19 protein-coding genes and 3 pseudogenes are annotated in these 21,367 nt (G+C 35.4%); 16 read left to right on the top strand and 6 right to left on the bottom strand.

Features of this window, described 5'->3' with window-relative positions:
- The first annotated feature begins 369 nt into the window (after positions 1-369).
- Genes PB01_RS10490 through PB01_RS10480 form a run of 3 tightly spaced genes read left to right on the top strand, consistent with a single transcriptional unit; the run spans position 370 to position 2,738 of the window.
- On the top strand, positions 370-1,647 hold the full coding sequence (locus PB01_RS10490) for an MFS transporter (protein ID WP_151700165.1): 1,278 nt from the start codon (positions 370-372) through the stop codon (positions 1,645-1,647).
- A 48-nt stretch (positions 1,648-1,695) separates the two neighbouring features.
- Positions 1,696-2,448, top strand: a complete 753-nt coding sequence (locus PB01_RS10485) for an SDR family NAD(P)-dependent oxidoreductase (RefSeq protein WP_151700164.1) — start codon at positions 1,696-1,698, stop codon at positions 2,446-2,448.
- A gap of 20 nt (positions 2,449-2,468) precedes the next feature.
- Entirely contained in the window at positions 2,469-2,738 is a 270-nt protein-coding gene (locus PB01_RS10480) for a hypothetical protein (protein ID WP_151700163.1), read from the top strand.
- 91 nt (positions 2,739-2,829) lie between these two features.
- On the opposite strand, the gene PB01_RS10475 is transcribed toward PB01_RS10480, so the two are convergent.
- Positions 2,830-3,063, bottom strand: coding sequence for a ferredoxin family protein (locus PB01_RS10475; protein WP_151700162.1), 234 nt, complete (start codon positions 3,061-3,063; stop codon positions 2,830-2,832).
- A 1-nt stretch (position 3,064) separates the two neighbouring features.
- Positions 3,065-3,577, bottom strand: a complete 513-nt coding sequence (locus tag PB01_RS10470; protein WP_151700161.1) for a YwhD family protein — start codon at positions 3,575-3,577, stop codon at positions 3,065-3,067.
- A gap of 283 nt (positions 3,578-3,860) precedes the next feature.
- Here PB01_RS10470 and PB01_RS10465 point away from each other — a divergent pair.
- Positions 3,861-4,169, top strand: a pseudogene (locus PB01_RS10465) (ferredoxin--NADP(+) reductase); the annotation flags it as partial.
- A 246-nt stretch (positions 4,170-4,415) separates the two neighbouring features.
- Here PB01_RS10465 and PB01_RS10460 read toward each other — a convergent pair.
- The 3 genes from PB01_RS10460 to PB01_RS10450 form a co-directional block, all read right to left on the bottom strand.
- On the bottom strand, positions 4,416-5,042 hold the full coding sequence (locus PB01_RS10460; RefSeq protein ID WP_151700160.1) for an FMN-dependent NADH-azoreductase: 627 nt from the start codon (positions 5,040-5,042) through the stop codon (positions 4,416-4,418).
- A 57-nt stretch (positions 5,043-5,099) separates the two neighbouring features.
- Positions 5,100-5,684, bottom strand: a complete 585-nt coding sequence (locus PB01_RS10455; RefSeq protein WP_151700159.1) for a DUF3238 domain-containing protein — start codon at positions 5,682-5,684, stop codon at positions 5,100-5,102.
- Between the two features lie 142 nt (positions 5,685-5,826).
- Positions 5,827-6,411: a DUF3238 domain-containing protein gene (locus PB01_RS10450; protein WP_151700158.1), complete on the bottom strand. Its 585-nt coding sequence runs from the start codon at positions 6,409-6,411 to the stop codon at positions 5,827-5,829.
- 142 nt (positions 6,412-6,553) lie between these two features.
- Here PB01_RS10450 and PB01_RS10445 point away from each other — a divergent pair, with 142 nt between their 5' ends.
- The 9 genes and pseudogenes from PB01_RS10445 to PB01_RS10405 all read left to right on the top strand — a co-directional run bounded on the left by PB01_RS10445 (position 6,554) and on the right by PB01_RS10405 (position 16,321).
- On the top strand, positions 6,554-7,027 hold the full coding sequence (locus PB01_RS10445; RefSeq protein ID WP_151700157.1) for a MarR family winged helix-turn-helix transcriptional regulator: 474 nt from the start codon (positions 6,554-6,556) through the stop codon (positions 7,025-7,027).
- 598 nt (positions 7,028-7,625) lie between these two features.
- Entirely contained in the window at positions 7,626-8,336 is a 711-nt protein-coding gene (locus PB01_RS10440; RefSeq protein WP_151700156.1) for a DsbA family oxidoreductase, read from the top strand.
- A 648-nt stretch (positions 8,337-8,984) separates the two neighbouring features.
- Positions 8,985-9,530: pseudogene (locus tag PB01_RS10435) on the top strand (IS6 family transposase).
- A gap of 449 nt (positions 9,531-9,979) precedes the next feature.
- Positions 9,980-10,423: a helical membrane plugin domain-containing protein gene (locus PB01_RS10430; protein WP_151700155.1), complete on the top strand. Its 444-nt coding sequence runs from the start codon at positions 9,980-9,982 to the stop codon at positions 10,421-10,423.
- A gap of 38 nt (positions 10,424-10,461) precedes the next feature.
- Positions 10,462-11,643, top strand: coding sequence for an NAD(P)/FAD-dependent oxidoreductase (locus PB01_RS10425; protein WP_151700154.1), 1,182 nt, complete (start codon positions 10,462-10,464; stop codon positions 11,641-11,643).
- Between the two features lie 442 nt (positions 11,644-12,085).
- Positions 12,086-12,859: an SDR family NAD(P)-dependent oxidoreductase gene (locus PB01_RS10420; RefSeq protein WP_151700153.1), complete on the top strand. Its 774-nt coding sequence runs from the start codon at positions 12,086-12,088 to the stop codon at positions 12,857-12,859.
- A 983-nt stretch (positions 12,860-13,842) separates the two neighbouring features.
- Positions 13,843-14,549, top strand: a pseudogene (locus PB01_RS10415) (IS6 family transposase).
- Between the two features lie 379 nt (positions 14,550-14,928).
- Complete coding sequence (locus tag PB01_RS10410) at positions 14,929-15,399, top strand: peptide-methionine (S)-S-oxide reductase (RefSeq protein ID WP_151700152.1); 471 nt, start codon at positions 14,929-14,931, stop codon at positions 15,397-15,399.
- Between the two features lie 211 nt (positions 15,400-15,610).
- Positions 15,611-16,321 carry a ferredoxin reductase domain-containing protein gene (locus PB01_RS10405; protein ID WP_151700151.1) on the top strand — a complete coding sequence of 237 codons (711 nt, stop codon included), beginning with the start codon at positions 15,611-15,613 and terminating at the stop codon, positions 16,319-16,321.
- Between the two features lie 311 nt (positions 16,322-16,632).
- Here the strand turns inward: PB01_RS10405 and PB01_RS10400 are convergent, their stop codons facing one another.
- Complete coding sequence (locus PB01_RS10400) at positions 16,633-17,154, bottom strand: cupin domain-containing protein (protein WP_151700150.1); 522 nt, start codon at positions 17,152-17,154, stop codon at positions 16,633-16,635.
- Positions 17,155-17,948: 794 nt separating this feature from the next.
- Here PB01_RS10400 and PB01_RS10395 point away from each other — a divergent pair.
- The 3 genes from PB01_RS10395 (at position 17,949) to PB01_RS10385 (ending at position 21,281) form a co-directional block, all read left to right on the top strand.
- Positions 17,949-18,590 (top strand): GDSL-type esterase/lipase family protein, encoded by a 642-nt coding sequence (locus PB01_RS10395; RefSeq protein ID WP_151700149.1) that lies wholly within the window; start codon positions 17,949-17,951, stop codon positions 18,588-18,590.
- 680 nt (positions 18,591-19,270) lie between these two features.
- Complete coding sequence (locus tag PB01_RS10390; protein WP_192797337.1) at positions 19,271-19,564, top strand: GNAT family N-acetyltransferase; 294 nt, start codon at positions 19,271-19,273, stop codon at positions 19,562-19,564.
- Positions 19,565-19,697: 133 nt separating this feature from the next.
- Complete coding sequence (locus PB01_RS10385) at positions 19,698-21,281, top strand: PhoX family protein (RefSeq protein WP_192797336.1); 1,584 nt, start codon at positions 19,698-19,700, stop codon at positions 21,279-21,281.
- Positions 21,282-21,367 lie beyond the last annotated feature (86 nt).

Raw genomic sequence — 21,367 nt, 5'->3', positions numbered from 1 at the left:
ACCCTTAATTTATAGGATAGTTCTAGCGGCTGTGACATTGTAAAGTAATGAATGTGAACAACTTGTGAATTTGTGACAACTTTCAATTCACGGAATCACTCTTGAGTAAAATTTCATCGATTAAAGACGTTGGGCCCAGTGGTTCTAAACATAAAGAATATGGTGACATCCCCTATTTTTATTATATCGCAACATGCTTTGGTATGTGAAAAATATGCGATGGAACCCAATAAAATATTGAAAACCTTTAATAAACGGCCTTAATGGAAGAAATTGGAGTGAATTCATACTCTAATTGAAAGATTTGTTACTATTATTCCTAATAAAAGTTAATTTCATGAATAAAGTTTTTAGGAGGTGAGCATCTAGATGGGCAAGTCATTAGCTTCGAACAAGAAATACAGCTGGATTCTTTGGGGGATTATTACATTTTTGTTTTTTGGGAATTTAATTAATTTCTCTGGAAAAAATATAATCGGTCTTTCAGCGGATTTAATTATGAATGATCTTGGTTTGAATTCTAACCAATGGGGCTTAGTGGGAAGTGCATATTATTGGTTGTTTCCAATTACTGGGATTATCGGCGCTGCACTTTCTGATCGGTTTGGAACGAAAAAAATACTTTCCATTATTATACTAGCGTGGGGCATCATACAATTTGGGGCTCTAGCGATTAATGGTTTTAGCGCGCTGATTCTATATAGAGTTCTATTAGGAATCTTTCAAGGTCCATTTGGTCCAGTTGCAATGAGTCATATCAATAAGTGGTTCCCCGCTGAAAAACGCGGAGTCGCAAGCTCTATATTTACTTTAGGAGCAACAGCGGGAGGGTTAGTTTTAGCGCCTGTAATCATTGGGCTGACAACATTCGGATGGAAAGTTGCTTTTGCCGTATTTGGAGGAATAAGTGTAATTTGGGTTCTCCTATTTATATTTACTACAAAAGAAAGCCCTTCTAGTATAGAGCAAAAGGCAGCAACAAAAAATGCAGTTGTAAATAGCATTCAAAAGAAAAGTGGTAAAGAAGTAGTTAAGGAAATTTTTTCACCAACTTCTATTTTTACATTATTTCTTGCCTTCTCTACTTTTATATTTGTCGTATGGACGGCAATCTGGATGCCGAACTATTTAACCAAAGTAGCAGGCCTAACTTCTAGTCAGATGGGAGTATCTGTTTCAATAGTTGGAATAAGTTCCGCTGCAATAATCTTTCTAGTGTCGATGGTTTCTGATAAAGTGCTTGCTAAAACACAAAATTGGGGTTTATCCCGTGTAATGGTAATTGGTGTATCAGCCGTTATTGGTAGTCTGTTGCTTGCAACTGTGGTGTTTATACAAAATCCTGTCTGGAATGTCATTGCATTTGGTTTAGCTTATGGTTTAACGGGTGCAAACTTTGCAATTGGCCCACAAATTATGATGAAGCTAGTACCGGAGCGAAGTGGACTTATGGCAAGTATTTTAATGTCATTTCAAAATGTAGGTGGAATGATAGCTCCTGTAGCGACTGGAATGCTTATAGGTTTATCAAAAGATAATATAATTCAAGGATATAATAATTCCATTTTAGTGATTTCAGGTGCAATCCTATTATGTTCAATATTATTCTTGTTGTTTGTTAAACCGGATTTAAAAAAGCAGGCTTAATTATATTTTTTGAAAAAGATATCTAATACAAGAGAGGAAGAGTTTAATATGAGATTACAAAACAAAGTTGCAATTATTACTGGTGGAGGAACTGGAATTGGTAAGGAGACAGCATTAAAATTTGCGAAAGAAGGGGCAAAGGTAGTAGTTACTGATATTAATAAAGAGGCGGCTATGAACACTGCTCAAGAAATTCAAGCGATGGGTGCTGAAGCCATTTTCGTACAACATAACGTAAGCAACGAAGACGATTGGAAAAAGGTTGTTAGTGAAACAAAAAGCCACTTCAATAAAATCGATGTATTATTTAATAACGCAGGAATCTATATCATTAAACCTCTTACTGAAATAGAATTAGATGATTGGAATCGTTTAATGTCTATAAATGTAACAGGAGTTTTCTTAGGTATGAAGCATGTGATACCTGTGATGGTAGAACAAAATAAAGGTTCTATTATTAATGCTTCATCAATTGCTGGATTATTTGGAGCTCCTGGACATGCTCTTTACGGGGCAAGTAAAGGTGCTGTTCGCATCATGTCAAAAGATGCTGCTATTGAATTCGCTGGCAAAGGTGTGCGTGTAAACTCTATTCATCCAGGATTTATTGAAACTGCAATGACAGACTATGCTTCAGAAGCAACCGGACGTACGACAGAGGAGTTAAATGCTGCATATCCACTTGGAAGAATGGGTACTACCGAAGAAGTTGCACATACAGTTGTATTCCTTGCATCTGATGAATCTTCTTTCACAACGGGGACAGAGTTCGTTATTGATGGTGGAGCTACTGCAAGATAATTGAAGAGAATATCCCTTTATTGCCAAAGAAACAAGCACTCCTATTAGTGCTTGTTTCTTTATTTTGGGATGTTGGAGAACATTACGGTAAGCCATTAGAGGATGATGCAAGATTAGTAATCAGGATTCTAAAAGGTGATTTTATTAAAGAAAAAGAAAGTATAAAAAATACCGTGTTCTTTGTGTTTTTAGTTGTACAAGATTGTCTAATGCTGATTTATGCCATTTCACATAAAGTTAACTCTTTACATAGAGAAATGGTTGCTTTCTTCCTATATAATCTTAGCTAATATGAAAAAAAAGTAGCTGAAGTAGCTACTTTCGGTTTAAAATACTTGTTCAAATTGTACATCTATAAAATATCATATTAGGAAATCAACACTATCTAAAATGATTTATTGCAAGTAAATGTGAGTGCTTATCCTCAGCTAAAAGCTCATCCTCATGATAAATGGCTTCAACAGGGCATACCACTTCACAAGCACCACAATCAATGCAGAGATTCGGATTGATGACATATTGGGTATCAGCTAATTTAATACAATCGGCAGGGCAAACATCTAGACATTTCGCAGCTTTTTCTTGACTACAAGCATCTATAATGACAAAAGCCATTTTACTCAACTCCTAACAGTTCTTTTAATTCGGAAGAAGAATTTTCAAAATAATCGATATTCACTTCTCTTAAAAATTGCTTTAAGAGTTTTTTTGAAGGGGCATCCATATGGGAAAATATATATTTTCCTTTTAGAGCTTTATCTAAAAAATTTACTTGTTCAGGTAAGGATTTAAAACCAAGCTTAATTCGGCGTTCTTCTTTTGAAACACGTATCTCACTTGCAGTAATTCCGAAAAAGTAGGGACCTTGTTCACTAACTTGCATAGCTACCCAAACAATCCAATACTTATTGAAATCATTAGAGGCGTGTGCTTTATCGGATAAAAAACGTACTTTTTTCTCTATTTTACTTCGTCCATGAAGAGCCTCAACGTCAATGTAGGCTTGCTGCTGTTGGCAGTCAATAATAATCGGTGTTACATTGTTCAAATCAATTACACCGACTCCAAAGCCTCCGTCACCATTTGTGGAATCATTACTAATAATTGTAAATGGAATTTTTGTTTTCATTGAATTACCTCACAATGATTTTAGATTTAATCTCACCATTAATTATTTTTATGTATACTACGTCACAATTCGACTTATATACAACTTAGTATATAAATATAAAATATCATGTTTACTTTTAATTTACTTCAGCCAATCGACTGAATTAGATTAATAGTTAGGTATAGATGAAATGACCTTGAAATTTTGATTACTGATTCACAATTTAATTCAAGTAAATTGTCACTTTTTCAGTAATCGGTTCGATTATAAGTGACCTGTCAACAACAAAATCTTCGCCACCAAAATCGTCATCTGTAATACGGAAGGTGAAAAAGAAATTTTAGATGTAGATGATATTATCGTTAACTACTGATTCAAGTCATCATTGGGACCAATTAAAGAGTGGAGATTGGAAATCGAAAAGAATTTCATCGTGGTGAACTCCCTCGTAGAAACAAACATAGAGGGTATTTATGCGGTTGGCTACCTAAATACTTATGATGGGGAAGTGAAGCTGATTGCTACCGGTTTTGGTGAAGTAGGACTTTACATCGAACAGACTGCGAAAAAACACTTACCGCATAGTACAGATCTTTTTAACAGTATATAAGATAGATAAAGTGGGACTAAAGAATGGCATTTATCATCACATCTCCATGTCACAATGAACGATTGGCCTACTGTGTCGCCGTCCGCGCATTGAGCAAGATGAGAACCAGTTCTATATTAATCCTGTGAAATTTACTGACTACGGAGACTGTGACACAGCTCTCGGTAGCGAGATATGCGAATAAAAAAGCAGTACCACCGCTATAAAAGTGTGGTACTGCCATATTTAGTGAAAATGTTTTGCTAATTAGAACGTACTTGCTACTTGAACAGCCTTTTCCAGACCTGTGGCAATAATTTCTTCTGCTTTATCTGGAAACTGATTGTGGCCTTCAATCACGACTTTCTCTAGATCGTTTACACCAAAGAAGCTCATCATACTTGCTACATATTTAACTGCCATTTCAACATCAGCTTTTGGTCCTTCAGAATATACCCCGCCACTTGCATTTAATAATGCAATTTTCATATGTCCAATAAGACCTACTGGACCTTCTGGTGTATATTTAAATGTTTTACCCGCTCGGTTTAAATAGTCAATATATGTGTGTAGTACAGCTGGGATTGTTAAATTCCATAATGGGAATCCAAACACAACTTTATCAGCAGCAAGGAACTGGTCTAAATATTTATCAGCAACTGCGACTGTTTTTGCTTCTTCTGCTGTTAAATCCAATCCTCTACTAGCCTTAAATGTACCGTTAATCATATCTACTCCTACATATGGCAATTCTTCATTGTATAAATCAAGTTCTACCACTGTATCATCTGGATGAGATTCTTTAAAGCTTGCTAAAAAGGCATCATATAATTTCACACTCACCGATTGTTCGGCTGGTCTGTTGTTTGCTTTTACAAATAAAACTGTTGTCATTCTTTTTTCCTCCTGTTGCTAGCTCTTATGTTGTGATATTTTGATTTCTTATTATCTTTACAATTTCTTTTTAAAACTATACTCCATGTCACCAGCCATGGCTGCAGGTGTATCACCCGTTTTTCTAAAGTCATGTGTATAAATTTCTTCAAACGGCCCAAAATTTACTTGCTTATAAATTTCATAACAAGGGAATCCGTCATGTTCACCGTGAATATCGCCAGTACCGTCATTTTTGACGTGTACAGTTAATAGATAATCAACGGGAGGAGCAAGTTCATTTAGTGGGTTGCTAGCACTAGCACTCATTTGAAACTTGACGTCATCCTCTCCCCATACAATGTCCGTGCACAAAATACGCTCCGTACTAGCTTTTCCTGTTCTTTTAGTAACGGAACCATCAGGAGTCGTGATTTTTTCTGTTGTTATGCCAGAATTCGCATATGTGAAAATCTCTTTTTTATAAAAATCAACGACTACTTCTTGTTCCATTCTAGAACGCATAGCGTTGACCGCATATGGTGTAAATTCACGTGAATCACCTTCGAATTCGATTGTGTTTCCTGTTTGAGTACCTTTCTTAGGCTCAGTCCAGGCCATTGGAATAAATGTACTTGCTCTAAATTTAACGATCGTATTCATGAAAAACACCTCTAAAGTTTCAAATTTTTATCTTGTCTAATCATATAGATTCATTTAGCAAAACAAATCCCAATTTCTTCCGTATTAATAATGAGTTTATTTGAATATTTTCTGCTTCTACACTTTTACTTAGTCTATATATCTAGATGGTCGTTTTAAAACTGTATTCCATTTCCCCAGCTAGTGCTGCCGGAGTGTCACCAGTTTTTCTGAAATCATGTGTATATATTAATTCAAATGGACCGAAATCTGTTTGTTTATAAAATTCATAACAAGGAAAACCATCATGGGAACCTTCAATATGTGTAACCCCACTTTTTTTAACGTGTATAGTTAATACATAGTCAGCTGCAGGTGCTGCTGTATTCAAAGGATTGTTGGCACTAGCACTCATTTTAAAAGAAACTTCGTCATCTCCCCACACAACATTTGTGCATTTAATATTGTCTGTACCTGTTTTTCCCTTGTTATACTCGATAGAACCATCTGGATTTGTAATTTTTACAGTTACGATACAAGCATTTGCATGTGAAAAAATTTCTTTTTTATAAAAGTCAATAATCACTTCTTGCTCTAGTCTTGAACGCATAGTATTTACAGCATTCGGTGTAAATTCACGCGCATCACCAGTATATTCTAAGATTCTTCCTGTTGAAGGATCTTTAATAGGTTCCAACCAAGCATACGGAGCAAATACACTTCCTCTAATTTTTACGATGTTAGTCATGAGAAACCTCCATAATTTCTTTATTTTTTCGGTGAGTTCTAAATCTCTCGAAAATAGTCAACTTGATTGACTACAATGTGTATAGTACAATGCAAAGTAAATAAAGTCAACCTAATTGACTAAGGTTAAGGAGGTTTTAAGTATGAATCATCAAGTTTTTAGTGAATTAGATCTTACATCGCTGTTGTCATTATCTTTTAGTGCATCGATTCATGAACTACATAACAGATTGAGTGAATTGGGATTTGGAGATATTAGACCTGTGCATGGTTTTGTGTTTAAATGTCTTACTTCTAATGGAGCAACAGGTATCGAACTAGCCGATCATTTAGGAATTACAAAGCAAGCTGTGAGTAAAATGGTGGATTATCTCGAAAAATGTGGTTATGTAATACGTAAAGCTCATCCCACAGATAAAAGAGGGAAAATTATTGTTTTGACCGAACGAGGGTGGTTAGTAGTGCAAGCAAAAGAGAAGATACTAACAGATATTGAGCAACGTTGGATTGAAAACATAGGTGCTGAACGAATGCAAATGCTCAAAGAAGATTTAACAAAATTAGTTTATGAAGCAAATGAAGGTAATTTGTTATCAAGGATAAGACCTGTTTGGTAATAAAGAGGATTTTTAAGAGTGTTTAAATTTGTCCTAACAGAGCTGCATTTACATGGCAGCTTTTTTTATTGAATAATGAACTTATAAACTTCCGGGGAAACGGGGTTAAGTTAAACTTGTGTATATGGACTATACAAACTAGTTCAACATTCGAATCGTTCGTTTGAATTGGAGATTAATCTCATGGATTGTTAAAAAAATTAGTGGAGAATATCGCAAATGCACATTTAGAGGTGAAGATAATTTTATGAAAAAGTTTGTAATGCTATTTCTAGTGTTTGTTGCATTATTTTCTTCGATATTCTTCGCAGTTGCATCTCAGTGTTTACATGATGGTTCATACATCAAACCTTCTAAAATGTAGTCAATCAAATTGACTTTGTTTCTAGATTAACTGTACTATACAAAGTAGACTCAACCAAGTTGACTCGCAGCAGAGTTAAGCTGTTAGATACTCACTCGGTGCAAGTCCTGAATGGGTTATACGCTAAAGAAAAGTCCCAGTAATAACATTAGCGAATCCATAAAAATGGTTCGTGTTAAATAAATGAAAACATATAATATGCTGAAAGTATTGCTGTATGAAGGAGGGTTTCAAATGCAAGTGGAAGTGTGGTCAGACATTGCTTGTCCATTCTGTTATATTGGGAAACGCCGTCTCGAGGCCGGACTTGAGCAATTTGCTCATAAAGATCATGTACAAATTGTTTACAAAAGCTTTCAACTGAATAAAAACGCGAGGAAAGATATTACGTATAATGCATACGATGCGCTTTCCGCCAGGTCTGGAATGAGCTGGGAAGAAGCAAAGGAGATACACGAGAGGCTTGCCAAACAGGCTGAAGCAGATGGCTTGGACCTTAGGTTTGATACACTTCAGCTGACAAATACGTTGGATGCTCACCGTCTTTTGCACTTTGCGGAGCAGCATGGTAAAAATAATGAGGTAGCCGAGCTGTTGTTCAAAGCTTATTTTACCGAATGCAAACATGTCGGCATTCATGAAACGTTGATTGCAATTGCTGCCGAGGAAGGACTTGATCCGAAAGCTACAGCGAAGATGCTAATAAGCGATCAGTTCACCGACGAAGTGCGTGCAGATCATCTCAAGGGCGAAAGCATAGGAGTAAGTGGAGTACCTTTTTACGTCATCGATCGCAAATATGCTATTTCCGGTGCGCAGCCGGCGAATGTGTTCCTCAAAGCACTTGAGACGGCATGGGGAGAATCACAGCCGTTAACCGTACTGAACCCCACTTCAGTCGAAGTAGTTCCAGTTTGTGAGAATGGCATTTGCAAGAACAAATAGTGTGCAGAAGAGCTGTTATCCCGCGTAAAGTGTGCGGGGAAACGGCTCTTTTTTTCAATGCAACAGTCTAATAAAACTTTAGGTACATAGGAACTTCTCGAAGACATACCAGACAATATATGGTCCTATTCATTCTTATTCAATTAAGTAAAGTTATACTCATCTCTCCAAAATGATAAGTAATTGATATTCAAATTCTCCTATACTGGAATAACCCGAAAAAAGTTCAGCTAATTTCTTTGCTTCATCAAATCCCTTTTGGGTACCACCGCATGCCCATCAAGTTAAAAATCATTGATCCCCAAAACGTTAAATATGAATTTTATTGCTATAAAAGACTAGCAGTTTTCATTCTGGGCTCATCATAAATATTATCTTTTTTTACAGTAGGCTAGTGAATTATATAGTACACAATTAATAGTTGAGATTTTGGTTGTGTCATTAATTTCTTTTGCATTATAGGATCAGCCAGATTATTTGAGCCAGCAGGTCGGAGCAACAAAAGTCTTTTCTCTCTTTTAAATTATATGAGCACCATATACAGGGACAACAAGGGAAAGTTCTGGTGCAAAAATATCTATACAACTGCAATTCACCTCTAAAGTGTGAGTATAGTAACATTATTACTCAAAAAGGTGCGTGAATAGTATGAAAAACGAACAACTATTCATGTGGAGATATTTTCTGTCTGAAATGATGGAAGAACGGGGTTTACTGATGGCTCATACAACGATTATGTGTTGGGTTTATCAATATGGACCTGAATTAAATACAAGAATACAGCCATATCTGAAGCGAACAATCGATTCATAGAGAGTCGATGAAACATACATCAAAGTAAAAGGAAAATAGATGTATCTGTTTCGTTCAGTAGATTCTGAAGGGAACACAATTGAATTTTATCTGAGTTAAACAAGAGATAAACAGGCTGCAAAGGATTTCTTCAAGAAAGCTTTGCGGTCTAATCGTGTTTCTAAGCCACGTATTATCACAGTTGATAAGAATCCAGCTTATCCGATAGCAATAGAACAGTTGAAAAAGGAGAAAAGCATACCAGAGGGAATGCAAATCCGCCAACAAAAGTACTTTAATAATATCGTGGAGCAAGATCACCGCTTGATCAAGAAGAGACAACTTCAACAAAGGGTGAAGTCTGCCAAAAGCGAGATTGAATTCATACATAGATTATTTTGAATAGTATTATTATTTATAGAAAAGAAGGATAATCAGGTGGGATTTTTTAAACAAATTATATTTGCTCCAGAACCAATAATAGCGCAGTGGGGTATTCGGCAACAGAAAGGACTCATATAACTGTTTGATATGAACACTAGCAAGTAGTAAGTATTATACTAGAAAAATTCAAACCGCAAACTATTTACTTAAAGAATATTGGGTATATTCCATTTAAAACAGAAAATAATTATAAATAGTGAATGCATAAATTTCCGAAATATGTATTTCATAAATAAATATTTTAACATTAAACTATTTATTTGATTTATCTTGAATTTGGGCGTATATTACTCAATGGAAAACTTAGTGGAATTTTTATTCCATTTTATTACAATAACAATAATTTAATTTTATTGCTGTTGTAAGGTTCAGTTTAATTTAAATAATAAAGTAAAGGGGAATAGCAAATGACAGCACAGAATAATGCAACAAACCCTGCAGAAGAAATCGTAAATGTAACTTCAAATCAAGAAAAACTAGATATTCTTGATCAACTTTTAAAACCTGAAGTGCAAGAGTCATTAACTGCCTTAGTAGAGCAATTACCAAAACTAACTGAGCTTCTCAACATTTTGAATAAATCATATGATTTTGCTCAATCTGTTGCAACAGACGATGTATTAATAAATGATACATTTGGTTTCATTAAAGAAATAGGCGAACCGGTAAAAGCCTCTGTAAAAAATATTGCAGCCACAATGATTGAAGCCAAAGAACTTGCAGAGGATAAAACTGAAGTAATTGGTCTTTTTGGTCTTCTAAAAATGATGAAAGATCCACAGGCACAAAAACTTTTCCGTTTTGTGAATTCATATTTGCAAGTAGCAGCTGAACGTGACAATAGAAAATAATTCTACTACTCCAAGATGACAAAGAAGGGGATAACAAAATGTCAAAACGCATTGTAATTTTAGGTGCAGGATATGGCGGTCTTCTAACTGCTCTAACTGTACGCAAGTATTTATCAAGTGAAGACGCTACAATAACTGTTATCAATCAATATCCAACACACCAAATTATTACTGAATTGCATCGACTTGCAGGTGGGACAATCTCTGAAAAGGCAATTTCAATGCCATTAGAAAAGCTTTTCAAAGGAAAAGAAATCGACCTAAAAATAGCAAAGGTCGAATCTTTCTCAGTCGATAATAAAGAGGTAAAGGTTTCAGATGGTTCCATTTTAAAATATGATGCACTTGTTGTGGCATTAGGTAGTAAAACGGCTTACTTTGGTATACCAGGGCTTGAAGAAAATAGCATGGTGTTAAAATCAGTAGATGACGCCAATAAACTCTACAATCATATGGTAAGCAAAATCAGTGATTACGCAAAATCAAAAGATGAAGCCGATGCAACCATTGTAATTGGTGGTGGTGGTTTAACTGGTATCGAATTAGTTGGGGAAATTGTTGACAATATGCCAAAAATCGCAAAAGGTTTTGGTGTCGATCCAAAAGAATTAAAAATCAAACTTGTTGAAGCAGGCCCAAAAGTATTGCCCGTATTACCAGATCATTTAATCGAACGCGCAACTGCAAGCCTAGAAGCACGTGGGGTAGAATTCTTAATGGGTCTACCTGTAACAAATGTTAGTGGTAATGAAATATCGTTGAAAGATGGCCGTACAATTGTAGCAAATACGTTTGTATGGACGGGCGGTGTCACAGGTAATCCATTGGTTGGTGAATCAGATCTTGCAGTAGATCGTGGCCGTGCAACGGTTAATGAGTTTCTTCAATCAAGCTCTCATCCGGATGTATTCGTAGTAGGTGACAGTGCAGTTGCCTATCCTTCTGAAGGTGGTCGTCCATACGCGCCAACTGCACAAAATGCTTGGCAAATGGGTGAGCTTGTAGGATATAACTTATATGCTTATTTACAAGGAAAAACCTTTGAAGCATTTGAACCAACAAACTCCGGTACATTGGCAAGCCTTGGTCGTAAAGATGGAGTCGCTTCAATTGGAGCTAACGGTACAGCACTTAAAGGGTTACCAGCTTCATTAATGAAGGAAGCAAGTAACGTACGTTACTTAGCACATATCAATGGTTTATTTAGTTTAGCTTATTAATGAAATAAATTGTTCATATGGTAATGTATGGGTTTTAAAAAGGTGAAAGTTTAAATATCATTGTTTGAACTTTCACGATTAAATGAGTGGCTGGCACCACACAATACTTTTGCTCTACCCAATGTTAGTATTGGTTTTTTACAAATCTTTCTACATCAAGCTACACCTAGTTGGATCGAACACACATAGATTACACGCATCTTCCAAGTAAAAACCTTTATTAGGGAAACCAGAGAGAGTAAATGAAGAACCTTTGTTCCGATTTTTCGTAGTTTAAATTCTTATTTATAATAATATCGTGATGTAGTACTGAAAAAACAAATAATACTGAAGTTTTTTTTATTTCATTAGTGTGTTCAGTTTAATTGTTATTTACAAATTTTCGTGTAAACTAATAAATGGTTTAACGTTAAATAGTTTAATGATAAAAGGAGTGTTTTTAATGGTAGGAATTATGGAAGGAAAAGCAGGATTAGTCACAGCATCGGGGTCGGGAATCGGTAGAGCAGCAGCAGTTGCATTAGCAAAAGCAGGCGCAAAGGTAATGGTTTCTGATGTAAGCGAACAATCAGGACAAGAAACTGTACAAATTATCAAAGATAACGGCGGCGAAGCAGCCTTTTTCAAATGTGATGTAAGTGATGAGGAGCAAGTAATCGAACTTGTAAATAAAACAGTTGAAACATTTGGCAAACTTGACTTTGCACATAACAATGCTGGTATTAACAAAGGTCTTAAACCAATCGCTGAAATGGATTCTAAAGATTGGGATATTACACTAAAAGTAAATCTGTATGGTACTTTTTACTGCATCAAGCATCAAATCAATGCAATGCTGAAAACAGGTGGCGGTGCAATTGTCAATACAGCATCAGGTGCTGGCATTGAAGGTTCACCAAACATGGCTCCATATACTGCATCTAAACATGCAATCGCTGGTTTAACTAAATCAGTTGCATTGGAATATGGTCAAAAAGGCATTACTATTAATTCTATTGCACCAGGTGCAACTGTTACACCTGCAATTGAATATTGGGCAAAAACAAAACCAGAACAATACGAAGCAGTACTTGCATCGCTTCCAGCTGGAAAAATGTCTACAGCAGAAGATCAAGCAAATGCTGTTGTATTCCTGTGCTCAGACCTTGCAAAATCAATTAGCGGTGTAACACTTGCAGTTGATGGCGGTTTTACTGCAGGTAAAATGCAACAATAATTTTCGCAGATTTTAAACGTATTTATATAAAGAGTGGATCAGGCATGACGCTTGATCCATTTTTTTATTGCACAAAGGGACTGTGCCTTTATGTGGCTCAATCAGGAAACTTAAAACAAATCTGAATGGATGAAAATTAATTAATATTATAAGTTAGCCATAATCACACATATAGCAAACTATCACCGTGCCTCATCATGAGTTTGCTTGCATTTCATGACCTTTGACCCTCCCTATTTATTCAAAGGATGAACCAAATCAACAACCTAGTGAAAAAAGCACAAAATGGCAAAGTCAGAGATGTTCAAAAATTGCTTCAGCGTAGATTCCTCTAAGTCAAACCGGATTTGCCGATATCAAGTTGTACTATAATTTATACTTTGATGGAAATTAATGAATAAATTTTACTCTGTAAAAGCACAACATTTAAAAGTCTAGTACAAACAACAGAAGGCTTATCTCCCACAACATTATACAACTGAACTTGAAGGTCAAGAAAACCAGAGTCCTATTTGAAGCCTTCACAGACATGAACTTGAATGAATTAACCTTATTTATACATGGCAGATTGGTGTCGAATTATGGTGTGTTCTGCGCTTTCCTAGGAAATATTTCGTTTCCGAATGCTATTAGTAATTAGCTTGGATTCTTCATTCATCATTATTAAACTATCGGGAAATCCCCCCTATCTAACTCTCGCCTTGTGACACTGCAAATATATTAAACTTTTCTTGTAGCTCATTAAGAAATGAGTGAAACCAAAAGGGAAATGAAAGAGTGATACTACTTTAAGGAAAGGTTGTATCTTTTTTTGAGTTCTCTTAATCTTTATTTTAGATATTAATGAAATTCGTCAAACTATACTTCTGTGCTAGCTGTAATAATAATGGAGCGGTTCTGGTGCAAAAATATCTATCCAACTGCAATTCACCTCTAAAGTGTTGGAATAGTAACATTATTACTTAAAAAGGTGAGTGATTACTATTGAAAAGGAACAACCATTCAAGAGGAAACATTTTCAGCTTGAAATTATTTTGTTAACAATGAGATGGTATCTACGGTACAACTTTTGTTTCCGTAACCTGGTTTAAATGATGGAAGAACGGGGGGGAGTGATGGCTCATACAACGATTATGCGTTGGGTTCATCAATATGGACCTGAATTAGATACAAGAATAGGGCCGTATCTGAAGCGAACAAACGATTCATGGAGAGTCGATGAAACATACATCAAAGTAAAAGGGAAATGGATGTATCTGTATCGTGCAGTCGATTCTCAAGGGAATACAATTGAATTTTATTTGAGTAAAACAAGAGATAAACAGGCTGCAAAGGATTTCCACAAGAAAGCTTTGCGTTCTAATCATGTGTCTATGCCACGTATTATCACAGTTGATAAGAATCCAGCTTATCCGATAGCAATAGAACAGTTGAAAAAGGAGAAAAGCATACCAGAGGGTATGCAAATCCGTCAACAGAAGTACTTGAATAATAACGTGAGCAAGATCACCTCTTTATCAAGAAGCGAGTCCGTTCTATGTTAGGGTTATAAACGTTTCGAACAGCCAACCAGATTATCTGTGGTATAGAAGTAATGCATATGTTCAAAAAGGGACAACTTCAACAAAGGGTGAAGTCTGTCAAAAGCGAGATTGAATTCATACATAAATTATTTGGCATAGTATCATAATTCACAGATAAGAAGGATAATGAGGTGCGATTTTTTTAACAAATTATATTTGCACCAGAACACTAAAAAACCCTATTATAATTACTATTAAATTAATCATAGAATTTGTATAAGTGATTAATGAACACTTTGATATCCTTAGGACTATTTTATATGATTGGTTGGAATGGATAACACTGTAATACTAAATTGCAGATGATATACTGGTTGTATGTAATAGTGAATATTCAGTAAGAGCGGTATTCAACAATCGGGCAATAATGTGGAATAAGAAAATTTGTCATTATTTTAATGTGTAGTAGACTTAGTAACTACAGTTTTTTCCATCTATTTACTTGGAATGAATTTTTTGGTTTTTTAAACAAAGAGGAGAGTTAATATGGAAGTAGTATATTTTGCAGGTGGTTGTTTATGGGGAGTACAAGCTTTTATAAAAACTTTACCTGGAGTTAAGTTTACAGAAGCAGGAAGAGCTAATGGAACAAGTCATACACTTGAAGGTGATTATGATGGTTACGCCGAAAGTGTAAAAACAGGATTTGATCCGACAGTTGTAACAATCAGGGAATTAATGGGATATTTATTTGAAATCATTGATCCATACAGTTTGAATAAACAAGGACAGGATGTTGGCGAGAAATATAGAACAGGAGTATATAGCGAAAAGCCTGAACACTTAAAAGAGGCGAAGGCGTTTCTTAGTGAGAGAAATGATTATGACCTTATAGTTATTGAAGTATTACCTCTTACAAACTATGTGAGAAGTGCAGAAGAACATCAAGATAGGTTAGCTAGATGTCCAAATGATTATTGTCATATTCCAGAAAAAATACTAAGTAGGTATAAGTAAAGAAGAATATTAAAAGATGATAAGTGACAGTCACTATGAAAAGGCTGGATTGTCATGTACACATAAATATTGACACTCCCCAATAGGGTGCCATTCTAGAATAGAATTGGCACCTCTATTATTTATAAGGACGATTTAATTGAGAATAGTTATCACTCATTGTATACTAGATTAGTAACAGATAAATATAATTGAGTAAGGAGAATATATAATGCAAATATTCTGGACTAAAATAAATAAGATTATTGAAGAAACTCCTGAGGTTAAAACGTACATGCTCGACTGTCCGAAAGACTTTACATGGGAAGAAGGTTCCCACACCCACTTCGCACTGGAAGGTTTTAATAACGGAGATAAACCAAACCGCGGCCTTATTCGTCACATGTCAATCTCCACTTTACCGCACGAAAATTCAATCGGTATCACAACACGCATCAGAAAGCAGTGCTCTGAGTTTAAAACGGTTTTAAGCAATCTTGAGGTAGGTAATGAAGTTGCAATATTTAAAACTCATTCGAATGTACCGCTAAAAAGAGAAGACAAAAATGTTTACCTGCTGTCATCAGGTGTCGGCCTGGCAACTTTCAGACCGCTGGTACTTGATTATTTCGAACGTGCTGACAAAGTCAATCAAATTCATTCCCTAAACATCGACTCATCAAAAGATTTCTTATTCACTAATATTTTTGAATCCGTACCTGACAAGAAGTTCACATCACAGTACGTCGATAACCGTAAAGATTACTATGAAGAAGTGAAGAATCTTGCTGCAGACAAGGATGGACTCTTCTATGTTGTCGGTAGCGATGAATTCCTCGTGCAGAACATTGAAGTACTGCGTGAGCAGGGCATCAAGCCGGAACAGATTATGCTCGACAAGCATGAACAGGCACGGTCTGAGTTTTTATCATTTGATTTGTAAATTTAAGGGAGACGATATATTTTCTTGGTAAATACCAAAAAGATGTTCCATTAACGGGTACGTTAGTTCAAAAAGACCATCAATTCGATGGTCTTTTTTTTTCCAAAACATCAAGTAGATTTCAGAAATTCATTGTGAAATGTTACACTTAAACAAATTTGGCAGTTTAGTTGAATAAGAGACGTTGAGGTTTTATGTGGGATTTGACACGAACTGCGTAACGATGTATTCATCAATAATAAAAAAAGAACTGTCCTGAAAAGGAACAGTTAATTTAAAAGGCATACTGTCTGCCTTCTATAACGATATTATTAGGTAGGTCCTATATAAGTGTTGGGTTTTACAGACGCAGTTACCTGTTTCCACTGATTTTCATTCATACCATAGGTATACGACATAATATTTGAAGGTGTAAATTTTAATACGTTAGAACCCAAAATTACTTGAGGAGTAGGGGCATTAAAAATTGCCAAAAGATGAGTGTTATCAACAGTAGCTACTTCATAATGCCACCAGCCTTGTGGAATGTTTGCCACTTGACCTGGTGTAATATAGTAACTTAGAAGTTGGTTTGTAAATGGATTTAACACCGATACAATAGCAGCTCCAGATATACAATAAACGAGTTCGGCTGCATTTTGATGATAGTGTGGTTCTACAACATTATTCTTACTAAGAAAAATATCTAACAAAGACACATTATCAAGTGTATTCAAATGATCAATACTTAATATGTTTATATAATTTTGCTTATCTTTTACGAACAAGGGGTTTTTATTAACGTCAAATGTGTATTGAGTTGATGGAGATGTATAGTCCATATATTTAAACATTAAATTTCATCACCTCTTATCTTTCGTTAAAAAACGAACTATGTATGTATTTTATTAACTTACAATCGGTTTTGTGATAGATTTTTTAACAGAAAAGGGAGCCCTTCTTTTCTCATCTTCAATTAAGGACAACATTTCTATTTGGATTATGTTCGAGGTCTTGTAAGAAAAAGAGCACTCTATTATGTTGCTGAGTGTCAACTGTCTTTGACCCATCACATACAAGGATGACTTCTTTAAGAACAAAATTGCTCTTTTCCGTTTGGAATCAGTAAGGGTTATTTCAGTTCCTCCACTGTTCTCTCTTGCGGCTTTTTTCGGCGTATCTAGTGTGCATTGTAGTATCCTTAACTTTGAGCAAAAAGGGAAGAATCCTATAGAGCAAGACAGTCAGAAACTCCCAAATAAATCCATCCTATTTTATTCATTCTTGCACCTCCATATACCTTTTAACTGATTAATATTTTTTATGAAGTACTAAAATCCTTCTTGTTTAGCTAAACTGCCAATTAATTTAAGTGTAAATATTCACAATCTCAATAATAATATATTCAATCTTGAATAATCAATTGGCTGAAAATAGTCCTCAAAATCCTGTCCCTTTAACGGAACAACTCTATTTTCAATAAACAGTTCATTATTTTGCCTTTTCTATCACTATAAAAACACCACTTTAGATAACCTTATCCAAAGGAGGTGTTTTCCTTCATGAATAGCTAAATGACAACCCTATAGTTACGTATCGTAACTGATTTGAATACTATAAGTATATAACTAATCATTTGAGGTGAAATATGGATTTCAATCCTTTACGTTATCTGGCGATCGGTGATTCCCTTACTGTTGGTATTGGTGTTCCTTTTTTGGACCGAGGATTTGTTGAATATTATAGAGGCATGAGTCAGCAAATTTTAAAAAAGTCTATTTTATATCAAAAATACGCAAGGTCAGGTGCAACAACGGAGGATGTTTTAAGAACGCTTCATTTCCCGATTGTTACAGAGGCTGTAAATTGTGCAGATATTATCACTATAACGGCTGGCGGAGATGACTTAATAAATGCTGCAAAAGAATTTTTAATAAATAAAAACGAAGAAAGTGTATCGCATGCTATTAATCAATCCCAGAATAATTACTCAAAAATAGTAGAAAGAATCCGCCAGTTAGACAAACAAGATCAATACATTTTAAGGTTAACGAATTTATATAATCCATTTCCCGATATACCAATAGCAGATGAGGGGATTAAAGCGTTTAATTCATTAATTAACCGTTTTGGTCTGGAAATGAATGTTAAAGTAGCGGATCTCTATAGCGTATTTAAGGGGAATGAAAAAGCTTTATTATCAAAAGGGGGGGTTCATCCTAATGGTGAGGGGTATTATCAAATGGCATTAGCATTAAGTAGGCTCGGTTATTCCCCGTTAGAAGGTTAAATTTAGTGCTGGTTTGATTCGTAAATCTAAAATACACTCCTTTAATTAGAAATAATTCCTAAGTTGAAAAGTTATTTGGAAAGTTTAATACGCTATTGATTTGTTATTTATACGTTTATGAATAAAAACTTCATTTAGATCCACTAGAGCGAACCGTACCAAAAGTAATCACTGGTTTGGTTTTTTTATTGAAGTATCAAAGAACAGAACAATGTCTTTAATACTTCTTTCTTTAGTGGAAGAACCTTTATTAACAGTTCTATATTTAATGATGTTGTGTAAGAAATGTTTAAGTTTTTAAGGCTCGAAAGTTGATAAGACTTTTGGAAAGCTAAAAGCATGATGTATTCTATCAAACGAAATTTGTATTAACTCAAATAACCAGCTTTATTTAAAATAGCCAGAACCCTTATATGACAGGTTTTTGGTTTTTTTTATTTTCTCCTATAGTTAAGGAAAGAAGGATTAACGCAAAAACGACTTAAAATAGATCAAATTAGATGGAATAAATAAAGTTAAAGTTGTTTTCATTCGAGTTGAACTTGAATTTAGAGGTTTTGTAGAACTTATTTAACTAACGACGCAGTTTAGTTGAGGAAGGAATCGTTATAATTTTTGTTGAAATAGAAGTATAAAGAGAATATTTTAGTGAAATTTTATTTTAATTAAAGAGAGCATATTTGAGTAAGTTAGTGTCTATTGAAACACCTGTCGTAGAGAGTGAAAGCATCATACTCAGACCTTTACAACAAGAGATTGCAAGATATTTATTTTCTATTAGCTCCCCTAAAGTTTGGGCATATATGTTTGGTAAAATTAAATCGGAAATTGAAATGGAAAAACATGTGTCAAAAAATATTCAACTTCGCAATCAAATAAAGGCATTACCGTTTGTTGTTTTTAAAGATACTTATGAAATTACTGGCACAATAAGTATCTACGAAATTAACCAAAGCATAAGTTGTGTTAAATAAGTCCAATTGGTATGCGATTAACTTTTTAGGTCCTTTTGTCAATTCAAAGTGTAAGAATCTACTGCTAAAATATTGTTTTTGTTCATATATATAATCGATTACTTATAAGTATTTTGAGAAAGGGAGTTTTGTTTTGACATATTATTACAAACCCTATTATCAACAGTATGTCAGGAATAGGTATGAACATTATCCTTACGTTTCGCAGGTACAGGGTTTAAGAAAGCCGTATGGGACCAGGTTCTCATATTTTAATCCAATCGAACATTCAAACCTGGATCAACTTATTCTTCCTATAGGCTACAAGTACGATATTGTAGCAACTTGGGGACAGGATTTAGGGAATGGTGAAAAATTCGGATTTAATAATGATTTCACCTGTTACTTTGGAAGTGACCCAAATGAAGGGCTCCTTTGGGTCAATCATGAGTATATTGGAAATCTTAGTATTTATGTCAGTGAATACAAGGAAGAACCAGACGGCGCAAAAAGGACGGCACAGCAAATTGCTGAGGAAAAATATAACCTTGGCGGATCCGTCATTCACATCCGTAAAGGAATAGATGGTATATGGTCAATAGTCAAAGGTTCTCCGTATAATCGAAGAATTACTGCCAATACGCCAATCGATTTAACCGGACCAGCGAAAGGGGATGGAGCAGTAGGTGGGGTAACTCAAGTCATTGGGACATTTGCTAACTGTTCAGGTGGAAAAACACTTTGGAATACGGCTTTTTCTGGAGAAGAGAATTATGCAGAAATAGTGCAGGATTGGTCGGAAACCCCAGGAGTTCCAGCGTTAAATTCTACTCATTATGGATGGGTGGTTGAAATCGACCCTTATGATCCTAAATCGACCCCCAAAAAACATTCAATGCTCGGTAGGTTCGCGCATGAGAATGCAGTGATGACACTTGGGGAATCTGGCCGGATTGTTGTTTACAGTGGGGATGATACCAATGATCAGTGCATTTACAAATTTGTAAGTGATGACGTCTATAATCCCGAACTAGGGAAGCGAAATAGTAGTCTTCTTGAAAATGGTACATTATTTGTGGCGGATATGGGGGCAAATAAGTGGATTCCTCTTGATCTTAATAAAACACCTAAGTTAAGAGAGAAATTCAAAACACAGGGGGAAGTGTTGGTCAACACGCGTGATGCTGCAAAGCTTATAGGTGGAACTCCTTTGGATCGTCCCGAGGATATTGAAATTCATCCACGGGATGGCTCCGTTTTTATTGCTTTTACAAATAATATAGCGCACGGAAACTATTACGGGCAGATATTTCGAATGTTCCCAGAAAACAATAACCATGAGAGTACCTCGTTTGCATATGAAATTTTCATAGCTGGAGGTCCGCAAAGTGGTTTTGCCTGTCCAGATAACTTGATGTTTGACCAAGTAGGGAATTTATGGGTCTGTACAGATATCGCTTCCGATAAGATCAATAAAGGAGCTTATAGACCATTCCGTAACAACGGTTTATATATGATTCCAACAGAGGGGCCTTATCGTGGTAAAGCAATGCAATTTGCATCTGCGCCAGTTCAGGCTGAGTTAACTGGGACATGGCTGGCTCCTGATGGTGAAACACTTTTTATGTCAGTCCAGCATCCAGGTGAAGAGAGTGTGGATGTTAATAATCCCACTAGCAGGTGGCCATTTGGCGATATTCCAAGGCCATCCGTAGTTGCGATTACAAGGCAATCGTAAAGAGCTTATATAATATAGTCTTATAAAATGAGAATGAAAAATAAATTGTATCAATGCCGGATTCCATAAGGGCATTATTGCAAACA

The organism is Psychrobacillus glaciei (assembly GCF_008973485.1).
Classification (GTDB): domain Bacteria; phylum Bacillota; class Bacilli; order Bacillales_A; family Planococcaceae; genus Psychrobacillus; species Psychrobacillus glaciei.
This window is presented reverse-complemented; position numbering and strand designations above follow the sequence as displayed.